Origin of the sequence: Mycobacterium attenuatum, assembly GCF_900566085.1 — a bacterium.
Lineage (GTDB): Bacteria > Actinomycetota > Actinomycetes > Mycobacteriales > Mycobacteriaceae > Mycobacterium > Mycobacterium attenuatum.
Genome location: NZ_UPHT01000075.1, coordinates 17322 through 34107 on the forward strand (window position 1 = coordinate 17322; position 16786 = coordinate 34107).

The 16786-nt window shown below is 65.0% G+C and carries 8 protein-coding genes and 1 pseudogene; 7 read left to right on the top strand and 2 right to left on the bottom strand.

Going from position 1 to position 16786, the window contains the following annotated elements:
- Positions 1-18 precede the first annotated feature (18 nt).
- The 3 genes from EET13_RS13245 to EET13_RS13255 all read left to right on the top strand — a co-directional run bounded on the left by EET13_RS13245 (position 19) and on the right by EET13_RS13255 (position 10609).
- The gene (locus EET13_RS13245) at positions 19-6354 is read left to right on the top strand and encodes a type I polyketide synthase (RefSeq protein WP_122442729.1); all 6336 of its coding nucleotides are present in this window, start codon (positions 19-21) and stop codon (positions 6352-6354) included.
- Positions 6351-9392, top strand: a complete 3042-nt coding sequence (locus EET13_RS13250; protein ID WP_122442730.1) for a type I polyketide synthase — start codon at positions 6351-6353, stop codon at positions 9390-9392. The genes EET13_RS13245 and EET13_RS13250 overlap by 4 nt, the downstream gene beginning before the upstream one ends.
- Before the next feature lie 155 nt (positions 9393-9547).
- Complete coding sequence (locus tag EET13_RS13255; protein WP_122442731.1) at positions 9548-10609, top strand: type III polyketide synthase; 1062 nt, start codon at positions 9548-9550, stop codon at positions 10607-10609.
- Here EET13_RS13255 and EET13_RS13260 read toward each other — a convergent pair.
- Both EET13_RS13260 and EET13_RS13265 read right to left on the bottom strand, forming a co-directional pair.
- Positions 10592-11875 carry a cytochrome P450 gene (locus tag EET13_RS13260; protein WP_122442738.1) on the bottom strand — a complete coding sequence of 428 codons (1284 nt, stop codon included), beginning with the start codon at positions 11873-11875 and terminating at the stop codon, positions 10592-10594. The two genes, EET13_RS13255 and EET13_RS13260, sit on opposite strands and share 18 nt — an antisense overlap.
- A gap of 14 nt (positions 11876-11889) precedes the next feature.
- Positions 11890-13656, bottom strand: a complete 1767-nt coding sequence (locus EET13_RS13265; protein ID WP_122442732.1) for an ABC-F family ATP-binding cassette domain-containing protein — start codon at positions 13654-13656, stop codon at positions 11890-11892.
- 473 nt (positions 13657-14129) lie between these two features.
- Here EET13_RS13265 and EET13_RS13270 point away from each other — a divergent pair, with 473 nt between their 5' ends.
- The 4 genes and pseudogenes from EET13_RS13270 (at position 14130) to EET13_RS13285 (ending at position 16643) form a co-directional block, all read left to right on the top strand.
- Positions 14130-14978 carry a coiled-coil domain-containing protein gene (locus tag EET13_RS13270; protein WP_168990767.1) on the top strand — a complete coding sequence of 283 codons (849 nt, stop codon included), beginning with the start codon at positions 14130-14132 and terminating at the stop codon, positions 14976-14978.
- A gap of 144 nt (positions 14979-15122) precedes the next feature.
- Positions 15123-15836, top strand: a complete 714-nt coding sequence (locus EET13_RS13275) for a hypothetical protein (protein ID WP_136623156.1) — start codon at positions 15123-15125, stop codon at positions 15834-15836.
- A gap of 31 nt (positions 15837-15867) precedes the next feature.
- Positions 15868-16040 (top strand): annotated as a pseudogene (locus EET13_RS32785) (transposase); the annotation flags it as partial.
- Between the two features lie 195 nt (positions 16041-16235).
- The gene (locus tag EET13_RS13285) at positions 16236-16643 is read left to right on the top strand and encodes a PE family protein (protein ID WP_122442736.1); all 408 of its coding nucleotides are present in this window, start codon (positions 16236-16238) and stop codon (positions 16641-16643) included.
- Positions 16644-16786 lie beyond the last annotated feature (143 nt).

The window sequence follows — 16786 nt, forward strand, 5'->3', positions numbered from 1 at the left end:
AGCCACCAAGGAGCAGCTTTGACGGGCACCGCCAAACACGTTGATTACCTCAAACGGCTTACCGCCGATTTGCGACGCACCAGGCGCAGGCTTGCCGAACTGGAGGACAGGCTGGCGGAGCCGGTGGCGATTGTGGGGATGGGTTGCCGTTATCCCGGCGGTGTCGACTCGCCGGAGTCGTTGTGGCAGATGCTGATTGACGGCCGCGATGCCATCACCGAATTCCCGGCCGATCGCGGCTGGGATATCGAGGGGATGTACGACCCGGATCCGGACGCGCCCGGGAAAACCTACTCGCGACGGGGTGGCTTTCTCGACGAGTCGGGTGACTTCGACGCCGGCTTCTTCGGTATCGGCCCCAGTGAGGCGCTGGCGATGGATCCGCAGCAGCGGCTGATGCTGGAGGTGTCCTGGGAAGCCTTGGAGCGCACCGGAATTGACCCTACCACCCTGCGCGGCTCGGCTACCGGTGTCTTCGTCGGCGTCATCCATGCCGGCTACGGCGGCGAGGTCAAGGGTGAGCTCGAAGGGTACGGCCTGACGGGTTCGACGTTGAGTGTGGCTTCGGGTCGGGTGTCGTATGTGCTGGGGTTGGAGGGCCCGGCGGTGTCGGTGGATACGGCGTGTTCGTCGTCGTTGGTGGCGTTGCATCTGGCGGTGCAGTCGTTGCGGTCGCGTGAGTGTGACATGGCTTTGGTAGGTGGGGTGACGGTGATGGCCACCCCCGCGATGTTTGTGGAGTTCAGTCGGCAGCGGGCGCTGGCCCCCGACGGGCGGTGCAAGGCGTATGCGGGCGCTGCCGACGGCACCAGCTTTTCCGAAGGTGCCGGGGTGCTGGTGGTGGAGCGGCTCGCCGATGCGCGGCGGTTGGGGCATCCGGTGTTGGCGTTGGTGCGGGGTTCGGCGGTCAATCAGGATGGTGCCTCCAACGGGCTTACAGCGCCGAATGGGCCGGCGCAGCAGCGGGTGATTCGGGCGGCGCTGGCCAGTGCGCGGCTGGGGGTGGCCGATGTGGATGCGGTGGAGGGGCATGGGACCGGGACCATGCTGGGGGATCCGATCGAGGCGCAGGCGATTGTGGCCACTTATGGGCAGCGTGGTGATCAGCCGGGCGCCGAGCCGCTGTGGTTGGGGTCGATCAAGTCCAACATGGGTCATACGTCGGCGGCGGCGGGGGTGGCCGGGGTGATGAAGATGGTGTTGGCGATGCGCCAGGGGGTGTTGCCCAAGACGTTGCATGTGGATGTGCCGACGCCGCATGTGGATTGGTCGGCGGGGGCGGTGTCGTTGTTGGTCGAGTCGCGGCCCTGGCCGGCTGAGTCGGTGCTGGGTCGGCCGCAGGGCCGGGTTAGAAGGGCGGCGGTGTCGTCGTTTGGGATCAGCGGCACCAATGCGCATGTGATTCTCGAGCAGGCGCCGGTGGTCGATGGTGTGGTGGTCAAGCCGGATGACGGGGCTGAGTGCGTCGGCGCGGTGATGCCGTGGGTGCTGTCGGCGCGCTCGGCGGCGGCGTTGGCTCATCAGGCGCGGCGGTTGTGGGCGTGGCTAGAGCAGCGGCCTGATCTGGATGTGGTGGATGTGGGTTGGTCGTTGGTGTCGACCCGTTCGGTGTTTGAGCATCGGGCGGTGGTGGTGGGCGCCGATCGGTCCGAGTTGGTGCAGGGGCTGGCCGGTCTTGGCGCCGGCGAACCCGATGCGGGTGTGGTGGCCGGTCGCGCCCAGCCGACCGGCAAGACCGTGTTCATCTTCCCCGGACAAGGTTCGCAATATCTGGGCATGGGTCGCGGATTGTACGAGCGATTCCCGTTGTACGCCAAAGCGTTCGATGCCGTCGCCGACGCGGTGGACGGGCACCTGAGATTGCCGTTGCGGCAGGTGCTGTGGGGCGCCGATGAGGCGCTGCTGGAAAACACCGAGTTCGCTCAACCGGCGCTGTTCGCCGTGGAAGTGGCGTTGGCGGCGCTGTTGGCGGACCTGGGCGTGGTGCCGGACGTGGTGCTGGGCCATTCGGTGGGCGAGATCGCGGCGGCCCAAGTGGCCGGGGTGTTGTCACTGGCCGATGCCGCACGCGTGGTGGTGGCTCGCGGTCGGTTGATGGCCGGATTGACGGCCGGTGGGGCGATGGTGGCGGTGGCCGCTTCCGAAGACGAGGTGGCGCCGCTGCTGGCGTCCGATGTCGAGATCGCGGCGGTCAATGCCCCGGAATCAGTGGTGATTTCGGGTCCCGAAGCTGCGGTGGATGTCGTCGTCGATCGGCTGGTGGCGCTGGGGCGCCGAGTGCATCGGCTGGCCGTCTCGCACGCCTTTCATTCGGGATTGATGGAGCCCATGCTGGCGGAATTCGGCACGGCTCTGGCCGATCTGACCCCGGATCGGCCGCGGATCGGGTTGGTGTCCAATGTCACGGGTCAGTTAGCCGGTTCCGGGTACGGGTCGGCATCGTATTGGGTCGAGCATGTGCGCAAGCCGGTGCGGTTCGCCGACAGTGTGGCGTTCACCGAGTCGCTGGGTGCCGCGACGTTCGTGGAGGTTGGTCCCAGGGCCGGGTTGACCTCATCCGCGCCGTTGTTGGTCAAGGACCGACCCGAAGCGCAATCCGTGTTGACCGGGCTAGGCGAATCGTTCACTCGCGGTGTGCCGGTGGACTGGCGCGCGGTGTTCACCGGGTTGGGCGCCCAGCGGGTCGAGCTGCCCACCTACGCCTTTGTGCGGCGCCGGTTTTGGCTGAAAGAACTCGGCGTCGACCAGACCTCGCTGAGCGGTGTCGGGCTGACGGGGCTCGGTCATCCGCTGCTGGGAGCGGTCGTGGAGCGCCCCGACGCCGGCGGCGCGGTGTTGACTGGGGTGCTCTCACCGGAACTGCAGGGGTGGCTGGACGACCATGTCGTGGGCGGCGTGACGCTGTTCCCCGGGGCCGGATTCGTGGAGTTGGCGCTGCGAGCCGGCGACGAGGTCGGCTGTCCGGTGGTGCAGGAGTTGACCTTGCTGTCGCCGCTCGTATTGCCGGCGGGCGAAAAGGCGCGGATACAGGTTGTGGTGGGCGCCGCTGACGGGGCCGGCAATCGCAGCGTGTCAGTGTATTCGACTCGGGCAGCAGGTGATTCGTGGGTGCAACATGCCGACGGTGTACTGCGGGCCGGCGGGCCCGGCCACGGAGCAGACTTGTCGGTGTGGCCGCCGGTGGGCGCATCGGCGGTGGATATGACCGGCGTCTACGAGCGGCTGACAGAACGTGGTTACGGCTACGGGCCGGCGTTTCGTGGGCTGCGGGCGGTGTGGCGGCGGGGGCGCGAAATCTATGCGGAGGTGGTGGCGCCAGAGGACGTCAAGGTGGCGGGGTTCGGCATCCATCCGGCGGTGCTGGATGCCGCGCTGCACGCGTGGGGCTTCTCGGCGGCTACCGACCAATTGGCGTTGCCCTTCTCCTGGCAGGGAGTGTCGCTGCACGCGGCCGGTGCATCACGGGTCCGGGTCCGCATCACTCCGGCAGATGCCGGCTCGGTGTCGGTGGCGCTGGCCGATTCGGCGGGACTGCCCGTGTTGTCGGTGCGTGAATTGGCAATTCGTCCGGTGTCAGGCGACGCGTTGTCGGCAGCTGCACTGGCTGCCGGAGCCGTCGTCGGTGACCGGTTACTCGAAGTGGTGTGGTCGCCGATTACGTTGGCCCCCCGCGGCGCCGGCACCGGCGTGGTCGTGTGGGAGTCCGACGCAAATGCCGGCGGCGTCACCGAACGCGTGGTCACAGCGCTGGAGATGCTGCAGCGCTGGTTGACCGAGGATCGCCCCGAAGTCCTCGTGGTGCTGACCCGCGGTGCGGTTGCTGTGGGCGGTGAGGGCGTCTGCGACTTGGCGGGTGCGGCGGTCTGGGGGCTGATGCGGTCGGCCCAGGCCGAGTATCCCGGGCGGGTCGTCCTGGTGGATACGGACGGATCCCTGGCCGCCGACGCCGTCATCGCTGCCGGCGAACCACAGCTGGTGGTGCGTTCTGGCCTGGTGTATGGCGCCCGGTTGACGGTGGTGCGTGCCGGCTTGACGTTGCCGGATCGGTTGTGGCGGTTGAGTGTCGGCGGCGGCGGCACCTTGGAGGATGTGACGGTACGGCCGTGCCCGCGGGCGGACCTGATGGCCGGGCAGGTGCGGGTCGCGGTCGGTGCCGTAGGGGTGAACTTCCGAGATGTGTTGGTGGCCTTGGGGATGTACCCAGGTGGTGGTGAGCTGGGGGCCGAGGGCGCCGGCGTGGTGATGGAGGTCGGCCCCGGGGTGACCGGGTTGTCCGTTGGCGATGCGGTGATGGGTTTGTTGGGCGTGGTGAGTTCCGAAGCAGTGGTGGACGAACGGTTGGTCACGACGGTGCCGGCGGGCTGGTCGCTGATCGACGCTGCGGGTGTGCCGGTGGCGTTCTTGACGGCCTGGTACGGGTTGTCGGTATTGGGCAGTGTACGAGCCGGCCAGAAGGTCCTGGTGCACGCCGCCACCGGCGGTGTGGGCATGGCGGCAGTGAGGCTGGCGCGGTACTGGGGTGCGGAAGTCTTCGTCACGGCCAGCTCAGGCAAATGGTCGACGCTGCGGGCAATGGGCTTTGACGATGATCACATCGGCGATACCCGCACGCTCGAATTCGAGGAGAAGTTTCGCAAAGCCACCGGGGGCGGCGGGGTTGACGTGGTGCTCAACTCGCTGGCGGGGGAATTCATCGATGCGTCTTTGCGGCTGGTGAGGCCGGGCGGGCGGTTCATCGAGATGGGCAAGACCGACCTGCGCGACCCACAGGCCGTGACCGAACAGTATCGTGGAGTGGGCTATCGGGCATTCGACCTGATGGAGGCCGGCCCGGACCTCATCGCGCAGATGCTTTCCGAGCTTCTCGGATTATGGTCTAGCAATATCTTGAAACCGTTGCCGGTCAAGGCCTTTGACGTGCGCTGCGCGCAGCAGGCGTATCGGTACGTCAGCCAGGCCCGCCATCTCGGCAAGGTGGTGTTGACCATCCCACAGGGACCCGCGGCGCGGTCGGTGCTGCATGGGGGCACCGTAATCATCACCGGTGGAACCGGAATGGCCGGGGCGGCGGTGGCGCGGCATCTGGTGGACCGCCACGGGGTGGGACACGTGGTGCTGGTCAGCCGCGCCGGCGAGCAGGCCCCTAGCAGCGCGGAGCTGGTAGCGCGATTGCAGCAGGGCGGCGCCCAGGTCTCGGTGGCTGCCTGCGATGTGGCCGACCGGGAAGCGGTCAAGGCAGTGCTGGCGCAGTTGCCGGAACGGTTCCCGCTCAAGGGGGTGTTCCATGCCGCCGGTGTGCTCGACGACGCGGTGGTCGCGTCGCTGACCCCGGACCGGGTCGAGGCGGTGTTGCGGGCCAAAGTCGCAGGGGCCTGGAACCTGAATCAGCTGACTCAGGATGTGGATCTGGCCGCGTTCGTGATGTTTTCGTCGATGGCCGGGATCGCGGGATCGCCGGGTCAGGGCAGTTACGCGGCCGCCAACGCGTTCTTGGACGGTTTGGCGGCCTATCGGCGTGACCACGGCTTGGCCGGACTATCGGTGGCCTGGGGATTGTGGGAGCAGCCCAGCACGATGACCCAGCACTTGGGGGACCGGGATTTGGCCCGAATGAAGCAGGCAGGACTGGACTCGCTGACCACCGAGCACGCGCTACGACTGCTGGACGTCGCGCTGCTGACTGATCGTCCTGTCGTGGTCGCCGCCGAGATCAATACTTCAGCGATGGCAGCTCACACCGAAATACCCCCGCTCTGGCGGGAATTGGTCATTCGCTCGGCGCGGCGGGTCATCGACACCAGCGACTCGGCGGCGTCGGTGCCGGGCCTGATCTCACGCCTGCAGTCGTTGAGCCCCGAGCAGCGCCAGCGCGAACTCGTCGACGTGGTCACCACCAACGCCGCGACCGTTTTGGGACATTCCGGCACGATCGACATCGATGCCCATAAACCCTTCCAGGATCTCGGGTTTGACTCGCTGACCGCCGTGGAACTGCGTAACCGCATCAAGTCTGCGATCGGGCTCACCCTTTCTCCCACGCTGATCTTTGATTATCCGACCCCGGCAGCGTTGGCCGAACATCTCAGCGCCCAAATCGATTCCGCCATTGCTGCGGTCACCGACGAGCAGCCGGACCGGCTGGCCCGCTTCAACGACGTTGTCCGCGAACTCGATACCCTGGTGACTCGGCCCGACTGGACCTCCGAAGAAAAGAACCTGGTCTCCGACCGGCTGCGCGCCATGCTGGCCGAGCTCACCACGCCCAGCGAAACGATCGTCAGTCACGATGAGGACATCACGACCGCCAGTGAAAGCGAGCTGTTCGCCATCCTCGACGAGGAACTCGGTCCGTGAATCCGGATGACATCGCAATTGTCGGACTGGCATGCCGGTTTCCCGGCGGCGCCGGCCCTGGTGAATTCTGGCGAGCGCTGCGCGACGGTCGCGAAGCCGCCGGGTTCACAGTCGGTAGCGCAGATTTCGACGCGGAGTTCTTCGACGTCTCGCCGCGCGAGGCCTGCGCGATGGATCCGCGGCAGCGGCTGGCGCTGGAACTGACCTGGGAGCTATTTGAAGACGCCTTAATCGTTCCGGAAACGGTTAGGGCACATAATATCTCGGTCCACCTCGGAGCCATGAACGACGATTATTCGTTCTTGACGCTGCGCGGTGCTCCGGAAAACGTCGATTACTGCTCGTTTGCCGGCGTCAGTCGGGCAATGATCGCCAACCGGGTCTCGTATGCCTTCGCGCTGCAGGGTCCCAGCATGACTGTTGACTCCGGTCAATCGTCATCGCTGCTCGCGGTTCACCTGGCCTGTGAGGGCCTGCGCGCCGGAACCTCCGTGTTGGCGATCGCCGGCGGGATACATCTCAATGTGGCAGGCGAAACCGCCCTGCTGGAGCACGAGTTCGGTGCCGTGTCGGCCTCAGGCCATACCTATGCGTTTGACGCACGCGCCGACGGCTACGTTCGCGGGGAAGGCGGTGGCCTCGTTCTGCTGAAGCCGCTGCGCGCGGCGCTGGCGGACGGAAACCGGATCCGCGCGGTCATCGTGGGTAGCGCTGTGGGCAACGCCGGGCACAGTTCCACCGGCTTGACCTCGCCGTCGGTTTCGGCGGAAGCCGACGTGATCCGGCGTGCGCTGGGCCAGGCCGGCCTCGACTGCACCGAGGTCGATTACATCGAGGCGCACGGTACCGGCACCAGAGTGGGCGACCCGGTCGAGGCGACGGCGCTGGGCCAGATATTCGCGGCGCGTCGTCTTCCCGTCCTGGTGGGCTCTGTGAAGACGAACATCGGCCACGCCGGGGCGGCCGCTGGAATAGCGGGACTGATCAAGGCGGTGTTGGCCATCGAAAACGAGTCGATTCCGCCGAGCCTCAACTACGTCAGCGCAAGCTCTAGGATCGATCTGGAAAACCTTGGACTGCAAGTCAATACCGTTCTATTGCGATGGCTTGACCGGGGTCGGCCACGGCGGGCCGGGGTGTCGTCGTTCGGGATGGGCGGCACCAACGTTCACGTGATCCTTCAGCAACGGCCCGTAGCCGAAAGCTCTGCGCCACGACGTGTTGACCGATCATGCAGTTTGCCGTGGGTGCTGTCAGCCCGGTCAGCTCGAGCGTTGGCCACGCAAGCGCAGCGATTGCTGGCGTGGGTGAATGAGCACCGCGATCTGGATGTGGTGGATGTGGGCTGGTCGTTGGTGTCGGCGCGCTCGGTGTTCGAGCACCGCGCGGTGGTGGTGGGCGCCGACCGGGCGCAACTGCTGGACAGCCTTTCCGGCCTGGCCGTCGGCGAACCGGGCGCCGATGTGAAGGTGGGCCGGGCACAATCGGTCGGCAAGACCGCGTTCGTATTTCCCGGTCAGGGGACCCAATACCTGGGCATGGGCCGTGAACTCTGCGAACGGTTCCCGGTGTTCGGCATGGCTTTCGATGCGGCCACCGACGCGCTGGATCAACATCTCAGGCTACCGCTGCGCCGGGTGATGTGGGGTACGGATGCGGCGGCGCTGCAGAGCACGGAGTTTGCCCAGCCGGCGTTATTCGCCGTGGAGGTGGCGCTGGCGGCGTTGCTGCGGGATTGGGGCGTGGTGCCGGACGTGGTGCTGGGCCACTCGGTGGGCGAGATCGCTGCGGCCCACGTGGCCGGGGTGTTGTCACTGGCCGACGCGACGCGGGTGGTCGCGGTTCGCGCCCGCCTGATGGCGGGATTACCGGCCGGCGGAGCGATGGTGGCGCTGGCCGCTTCCGAAGACGAGGTGGCGCCGCTGTTGGCACCGGATGTTGAGATTGCGGCGGTCAATGCACTTGATTCGGTGGTGATTTCCGGCCGCGAGGTTGCGGTGAACGCTGTGGCCGGCCGGCTGGCCGAGCAGGGTCGGCGGGTGCGTCCGTTAGCGGTGTCGCATGCGTTTCATTCGGCACTGATGGAGCCGATGTTGGCGGAGTTTGGTGCGGCACTGGCGGAGCTGGCGGTTAATCAGCCACGGATCTCGTTGGTGTCCAACGTCACCGGCCGGCTGGCCGGTGACGACTATGGTTCAGCCGCGTATTGGGTTGCGCATGTGCGCCACCCGGTACGGTTGGCCAAAGCTATCTCATCGGCCGAATCGTGCGGAGCCACAATATTTCTCGAGATAGGACCTAGCGCGGGCCTGACAGCTTCGCCGGTGTTTTTGGCCGGGGATCGCCCTGAAGCTGGATGCATGCTGGGCGCGATGAGCCAACTTTTCACCAGCGGTCTGAACATGGACTGGTCCAAGACATTCGCCGGCCTGGATGGCCGGCTGGTCGAACTTCCCACCTACGGGTTTGCGGGGCGGCGCTTTTGGCTAGGCGAGGGTACCCATCGCGACACCGAACATGCCGACACGTCCGCGCTGTCGCGCCGCTTGAACGAACTCGACCCGGCCCAGCGTCATCGTCAGCTGCTCGATTTGGTTTGCCGTAATGCCGCCGCGGTGTTGGGTCTATCGAGCAGCCGCGACGTCGACGCAGAGCGCGCTTTTCAAGATCTCGGGTTCGAATCGATGGCGGGGGTCGAGTTGCGCAACCGCTTGGCGTCGGTCACGGGTTTGGGGCTGTCGCGCACCCTGATCTTCGACTATCCCTCTCCCGCAGCGGTCGCCAGTTACCTGGGCCAACAACTGTCGCTGAATCATCTGGACGAATCCGACGACGAGCAGGTCTGGTCGCTGCTGAGAAGCATTCCGTTGCGCGAGCTTCGGCGAACCGGACTGCTGGACAAACTCTTGGTGTTGGCCGGTGAGGCCGAAGATGCGGGCCGTGTGCCAACCGCCACCGACGACGTCATCGATTCGCTTAGCCCCGAAGCACTTGTCGCAATGGCGCTCGAGGCAACCGACGACGATGACGTCCAATGACGAAACCTGGCTGTGCATACGCCATTCCCGACACCGGCCGCGCCTGTAATGCGACATATGTTGAATACCCACGGTTTTGCGAGACCGCTTGAGGCCGCATAGACTTTGAAGTCGCTTCGGGTGGGTGGCCGACAAATAGCGGTAAGGGTAGGGCCATGAGCGTTATTGCAGGGGTGTTTGGTGCGTTGCCACCGCATCGCTATAGCCAGAACGACATCACCGATTCGTTTGTCAAGTTCCCCGGCCTGAAAGACCACGAAGAGATTGTTCGGCGCTTGCATATCGCCGCCAGGGTGACCAGTCGCCAGTTCGTTCTTCCGCTGGAGCAGTACCCGGGGCTGACCGATTTCGGGGATGCGAATGAGATCTTCATCGAAAAAGCCGTCGATCTGGCCGTCGAGGCACTCATGGGTGCGCTGCAGGAGGCCGGGCTGCAGCCGCAGGACATCGACGTCATCGTCACCACGACGGTCACCGGTGTCGCGGTGCCGGCGCTGGACGCCCGGGTCGCCGGCCGGCTCGGCCTGCGCCCCGACGTACGCAGGGTGCCGCTTTTCGGTCTGGGCTGTGTGGCCGGGGCGGCCGGAGTCGGCCGCCTGCACGACTATTTGCGCGGTGCTCCCGACGACGTCGCCGTACTGATCGCCGTCGAGCTCTGTTCGCTCACCTACCCTGCGGTCCAGCCGACCGTCTCCGGACTTATCGGGACCGCGCTGTTCGGCGACGGCGCAGCCGCCGTCGTGGCAGTGGGCGACCGGCGCGCCGAACAGCTGCGCATCGGCGGACCCACCATCGTCGACTCTCGCAGCCGGTTGTACCCCGAATCGCTGCACATTATGGGCTGGGACGTCGGTTCTCACGGCCTGCAGCTGCGGCTTTCTCCGGAACTGCCCAGCCTGATCGAGAAGTACCTGCCGGGCGACGTGGCCGGATTCCTTTCCATGCACGAGCTGTCCAAGGGCGACATCGGCGCATGGGTGAGCCATCCCGGCGGTCCCAAGGTCATCGACGCAATCACCAACAGCCTCGAACTGGCTTCTGACGCACTCGAGCTGACCTGGCGTTCACTTGGCGAAATCGGCAACCTCTCGTCGGCATCGGTGCTGCACATCTTGCGCGACACCATCGCAAAGCGGCCACCGAGCGGAAGTCCCGGACTGATGCTGGCCATGGGTCCCGGATTCTGCGCGGAGTTGGTGTTACTGCGCTGGCACTGAGTCGACGACATCGACGGTCAGGCCCGGCTTGGGCGACAGCGCGGCAACGTTAGCCGCACGGATGCGCTGCGCAGGCAAGTGAAGCCGTGTGCGGGCGAGCAGCCGGGCCAACATCACCGTCATTTCGGTGGTTGCCATGACGGCCCCGATGCATCGGTGCAACCCACCGCTGAACGGGATGAATTCGTGCGGCGCGGGCTTGCGGTAGTCCGGCGTGCTGGGGTCCCACCGCTGCGGACGGAATTCTCTGGGCGCAGACCATATTTCGGGTAGCCGGTGGGTGACGTACGCGCTGAAGATCAGCAACCGGCCCGACCTGATCCGGCGTCCGTCGAACACGAGGTCACGCATCACCTTGCGAGCCGAGATGACGCCGGGAGAGTACAGCCGAAGTGTTTCGTGCACAACGCCATTGAGGTAGGTAAGCGCGCCGATGTCGGGGAAGGTCGGCGCAGCGCCGCCAAGCACGTCCTGCACCTCGCGTGCCGCGGTCTCCCAGGCGCCGGGCAGCGTGAGCAACGTGTACACCGCCCAGGCGAGTGCCCCGCTGGTGGTCTCGTAACCGGCGGTGATCAGCGACACGATCGAGTCACGAATCTCGTTGTTGTCCAACGTTGTTCCTTCGTCGGAGCGGCCGTTGAGCAGTGTGGTCAACATGTGGTCGTCGGCCTTGGGCCGGGCGCGCGCGTCGGCGATTTCGGCGTCGATGAGCTCGTCGATGCGTGCGCGAGCCGCCATCGCACGTCGCCAACCCGGTGAGTTGAGTTGTCGCTGCAGGCGCATCACCTGCGGTGGCCGGTGGGTCAGATCCAGCAGGGGCTGCAATTGCCTTCCCAGGAAGTCGGAATGGGCGGCCAGACGGCGGCCGAACAGGCTCTCGGCGGTGCTGCGCCGCACCGCCGAACGCAACTCCCGATAGAGGTCGAGCCGCTGGCCGGGGCGCCAGCCGTCGATGAGGGTGTCGACGGTGGCCACCATGGTCTGCACGTACTCCTGCACCTGACGGTGACGCAGCCCCGGCGCAATTACACTGCGCCGGCGCCGGTGGTCGTCGCCGTCACTGACAATCAGCGCGGTCGGCCCGTCGACAGGAACCAGGGTTTGGAACGTCTCGCGCCAGCTGAAGGCGTCGGCGTTGGCGAACACGAATTTGTTCGCCTCAGGCCCAAGCAGATACACGAGTCCGTGCCGCCCCACGCCGGCGTCGATCACCGCACCGCGGTGCCGATACAGCGCCAGTAACGCCTCGCCGGGCGGATACGGCACCGTTTGATACGCGCTCATTCCAGCACCTCCGAAATGTCCAGCCAACGCTGCTCTGCCGCACCAACCTCGTCTTCGAGCGCGCGCAACTCCTGGGTCAGCCGAGCAAGGCCGACGTGGTCGGACTGGTCATGCTCGGCAAGTTCGAGGTGTTTGGCCGCGATCCGGTCGGCCAGGCGAGCAAGCTGGCGGTCGACGGCGGCCAGTTCCTTCTCGGCGGCACGGCGTTGCGAACCCGATATCTCTTGGGGCTCAGGTGCTTTAGCAGTCAACGTCGGTGGCTGGCTGGCGGCCAGCCGCAGGTATTCGTCGATGCCGCCGGGCAGATGCCGCAGCCGGCCGTCCAGGATTGCATACTGCTGATCGGTGACCCGTTCCAGCAAGTAGCGGTCATGGGAGACGACGATCAGGGTGCCCGCCCATGAGTCGAGCAGATCCTCTGTGGCCGTTAGCATGTCGGTGTCGACGTCGTTGGTGGGCTCGTCGAGTAGTAGCACATTGGGTTCGGAGAGCAGCGTCAGCATGAGCTGCAGGCGGCGCCGTTGGCCGCCGGACAACTCGCCGACTCGCGCCGACAGCTCGCCCCGGCCGAAGCCAAGACGCTCCAGCAGCTGGGCCGGTGTGACCTCACGGCCGTCGACCTCGTAGCCGCCGCGCAGTCTGACCAGTAGGTCCGCGATCCGGTCCTCGGCGACCCCGGCCAGCATGTCGCCTTGTTGGTCGAGGACCGCCAGCCGGACCGTCTTGCCGCGCTTAATGCGTCCGGTGTCCGGCTGGATAGTGCCGGCGACCAAGCCCAGCAGGGTGGATTTCCCTGCGCCGTTGGCGCCGACGATCCCGGTGCGTTCGCCCGGCGCGATCCGCCATTCGATATCGCGAAGCACCGGGCGGCCATCGAAGCAGACCGACACGTCCAGCAGATCGATGACGTCCTTGCCCAGCCGGGCGGTGGCCAGCTTTGCCAGCTCGACGGTGTTCCGCAGCGGCGGCACGTCGGCGATCAGCTGATTGGCGGCCTCGATGCGGAACTTGGGCTTGGAGGTTCGCGCCGGCGGGCCACGGCGTAGCCAGGCCAGCTCCTTGCGCATCAGGTTTTGCCGCTTGGCCTCGGCCGCAGCGGCCAGCCGGTCACGCTCGACCCGCTGCAGCACGTACGCGGCGTACCCGCCTTCGAATGGCTCGACCACGCCGTCGTGCACCTCCCAGGTGGTGGTGGCGACTTCGTCGAGAAACCAACGGTCGTGTGTGACCAGCAGCAGCCCGCCGGTGTTGCGGGCCCAACGTTGCCGGAGATGGCCGGCGAGCCAGGTGATGCCTTCGATGTCGAGATGGTTGGTGGGCTCGTCGAGCGCGACCACGTCCCATTCGCCGATCAGCAGCTGAGCCAATTGGACGCGGCGCCGCTGGCCACCGCTGAGTGTGGAAACCGTTGCACGCCAGGGGATGTCGGAAACCAGGCCGGCGATCACGTCACGCACGCGTGGGTCGCCCGCCCAGTGGTGTTCGGGTTGATCGCCGACCAGCGTCCAGCCCACGGTGTGGCCGGGTTCCAGGGTGTCTGCTTGACTCAGGGCGCCGACCCGCAAGCCGCTTCGTTGAGTGACGCGTCCCGAGTCCGGTTGGATTTGCCCGGTCAGCAGGCCCATCAGGCTGGACTTGCCGTCCCCGTTTCGCCCGACAATGCCAACGCGTGCCCCGTCGTTGACTCCGAGCGTGACCGATTCGAACACCACCTGGGTGGGATACACCAGGTGGACAGCCTCGGCTCCGAGCAGGTGCGCCACCGGGCCGACCTTAGCGTGGCGACGATGCCGGCCTGGTGGGGGCCGGAGAAGGAGCTGCGCGATTGGGTCGAGCGTGGCGACGATGCCGGCCTGGTGGGGGCCGGAGGAGGAGCTGCGCGATTGGGTCGAGCGTGGCGACGATGCCGGCCTGGTGGGGGCCGGAGGAGGAGCTGCGCGATTGGGTCGAGCGTGGCGACGATGCCGGCCTGGTGGGGGCCGGAGAAGGAGCCAAAATTACTAACTGATAAAAACTATTGCCATTGTGCACGATGCGCTTCGGCGCCTAGCATGGTGCGCCGGCGACAGATGCTGATGTGAGGGGTTTTGGTGAGTGGTGCAGTCAACGTCGCACAGGCTTCGTCGGCTGCGTGGCCGTTGCCCGATCTCGGCTGGCCTCTCGCGGCTCGGTGGCGGCTACGACATTCAGCCACGCTGTCGACCGCCGACAACGCGGGTCCGCTGAGGCTGGCCGCGTGACCGCCCCCATTGTCCAAGCGGGTCCGAAATTCGAACGTGCCCGTAACGGATACGACCCGGTCGCAGTCAATCAGTACGTCGCGGAACTGCTGCTGCAGCGGCAGGCGCAGCACTATGAACTGGACAAGCTGACAGTCGAACTCGCTGCGCTGCGTGATGAAAACGCGGCGCTGAGGGATACGTCGGTTTCAGCGGGCGCGGTTACGAACCGGATGGCAAAGATGCTCCGGTTCGCAGTTGATGAGGTGTTCCAAATGCAATCCGAGGCACGTGCTGAGGCTGCGGCTTTGATCGGCGCGGCCAAGGATGAGGCCGAAGCGGAGGTCGCGACGAAGCGAGAGATGCTCGCGCAACTGCAGGCGCGGCAACGAGCTTTCGAGTTCGAGCACGCTGAGGCGACACGGCGGGCTCGGGAAGAAGCTGAACAGCTCAAGGCCCAGGCGGCAAACGAGATCGAGGCGATGCGGGTTGCCGATGCCCGACGCCGCGAGAAGGCCGAACAGGAACTTGATGCCGAGTTGATACGGCTTCGTTCCGACGCTCGATTCCAGATCGACGACCAGCTGCGGACTACTCAGCAGGAGTGTGAGAAGCGACTCGCAGATGCCAAGGCCGAAGCCGATCGGCGCCTGCTGTTTGCCGACGAGCAGATTGAAAACCATCTCGCCACGGCTCGCCGAATGTTGGACGACATCAACGAACGTCGGCGGGCCGTAGTGGAGCAACTGGCGCGCGTTCATGCCAAGCTCGACGACGTTCCAGGGATCCTTGAGTCCGCCAGGCATAACGAGGCAAGCATGTTGCACTCGATGAACGGTGCGTTTGCCGGGCTAAGAGCCATCTAGCGAATAACTCCCACCCAGCGGTTCGGCCGCAATCATGTTTCGCGTCAAGATATTCGAACGTCGTACTAAGTGAATCAATGCGGTTGCCGCAGTGGATAAACCGCAAGTTGCAAACGAAAGTTGTTGGAACGCAGGTCTTCATGCGTGAACGCCGACCGGATTATCGAAAGGACAACTTCATTGAACATGCGCGCGCCGTCCGACAACTCGACGGCCAAACCTCAAAACTACGACCACGCCGTGGAGTTGGAACCCGATCCGCGGCACTTCGCCAAGTGGGCGAGCCGCAAACGTTGTGCCGCTATGGCCTTGGGGGCCTTAGCGCTAACAAGCGGTGTCACCGGCACCGTTGACGCCATGATCCCCACCGCCGACGGAGCCACTATCGGCGCTGGCAGACTCACCATCGCGCTAGCCGCCCGCCACGGCTTCAAACTCGATACGTGCACAACCTCAGGGTCAAACGATGATAATTCGACCATCAACCAGGGCGCCACTACGACCGATTTTCCCAACGATACAGCTGGCACCGATGCAGGAAATTCTGGCAACTCGAACACCATCTCCAGCTACGAACCCATCGATGTCGTTGGCGAAGGTGGATTAAACGCCGCTAACACTGAAGTGGTGGAAATTTCTGACAAACCCACCGATGCCACAAATATCATCGTCGATGACAACATCAATATCGTCCCCGGTGGATTGGATAACGTTCTCGATGATAACAATGTTGGCGTCGCCAACAACAACAACAACAACGTTGTTCTTCAGGCACCTGGAATCATGTGGCCAGACGGCTTTCCGCGATGGGCTAATCTGAATGGCTACGACCCAGGGACGGATCCTGACCAGAACTAAATCTCTGGTCCCAGACGAGCTGGCCGCCCATCTCATCCTGGATAACTACAGCACTCACAGGCATGCCGAAGCCGCCCGATGGCTTAACCGCCACAAGCGGTTTCACCTGCACTTCACCCCAATGTCGTCGTCCTGGCTCAACCAGTTCGAACGCCTGGTTTTGCGGCCTCACCGATAAGAGCCTGCGCTCGGGAGTCTTCGCCAGCGTGCCTGACCTGATTGTCAGCATCTACGAATGCTTCAACGCCCGCAACGCCCGCAACGTCCACCTCAGGCCTTACATCTGGACCGCCACCGCTGAATCCTTCCTATGTGAATCGAATCGACCGAAGTGAGCTCAAAGATGCATTAACCTGAGCCGCGGGAGCCGTAGTACTCTGCGAGTGACGGAGGTATGTGATGTTTGTGCGAGTTGCGCCCGAGCTGGTGGAGGCGGCTTGCTCGGATCTAGGCGAGATTTATTCGTCGGTTAGCGCGGCCAATGTGGCAGCGGCTGCTTCGACTACGTCGGTGCCCCCTGCTGGGTTTGATGACGTGTCGATAGCCGTAGCGCAGTTCTTCGGTTCGCATGCCATTACCTACCAGGAGATCAGTGAGCAAGCATCGGAGTTTTATAACGAGTTATTGGCAACGCTGAAGGCTTCTGGCGCGGCCTATGCGATAACCGAGTGGATTAACAGCCTGCCGGCGCCGCCTTACGTCTATTGGGAGGACCTCCGCATATTCTTGCAGGGGCCTGCATTCCAAGCATGGCTCGCTACAAGTATCGCGAGGTGGGAGCAGACGTGGGCGGCACTTCACGGGTAAGGCGGTTTCTGTTCCCCTAGTGGTCCGTGTTTGAAGTTGGTTGACGGTTTGCTTTCTTGAGGATTTCGTCGGCGGTCTTGGTCCAGACGAATGGGTGGACGCGTTTGTTCCAGCTGGTGATGTAGGTGCGGATCGCTTGAGTC

Bases quoted from the DNA above. Each gene is read 5' to 3' on its own strand.
- EET13_RS13255 (WP_122442731.1), top strand. From the start codon at position 9,548: ATGAGCGTTATTGCAGGGGTGTTTGGTGCGTTGCCACCGCATCGCTAT.
- EET13_RS13285 (WP_122442736.1), top strand. From the start codon at position 16,236: ATGTTTGTGCGAGTTGCGCCCGAGCTGGTGGAGGCGGCTTGCTCGGAT.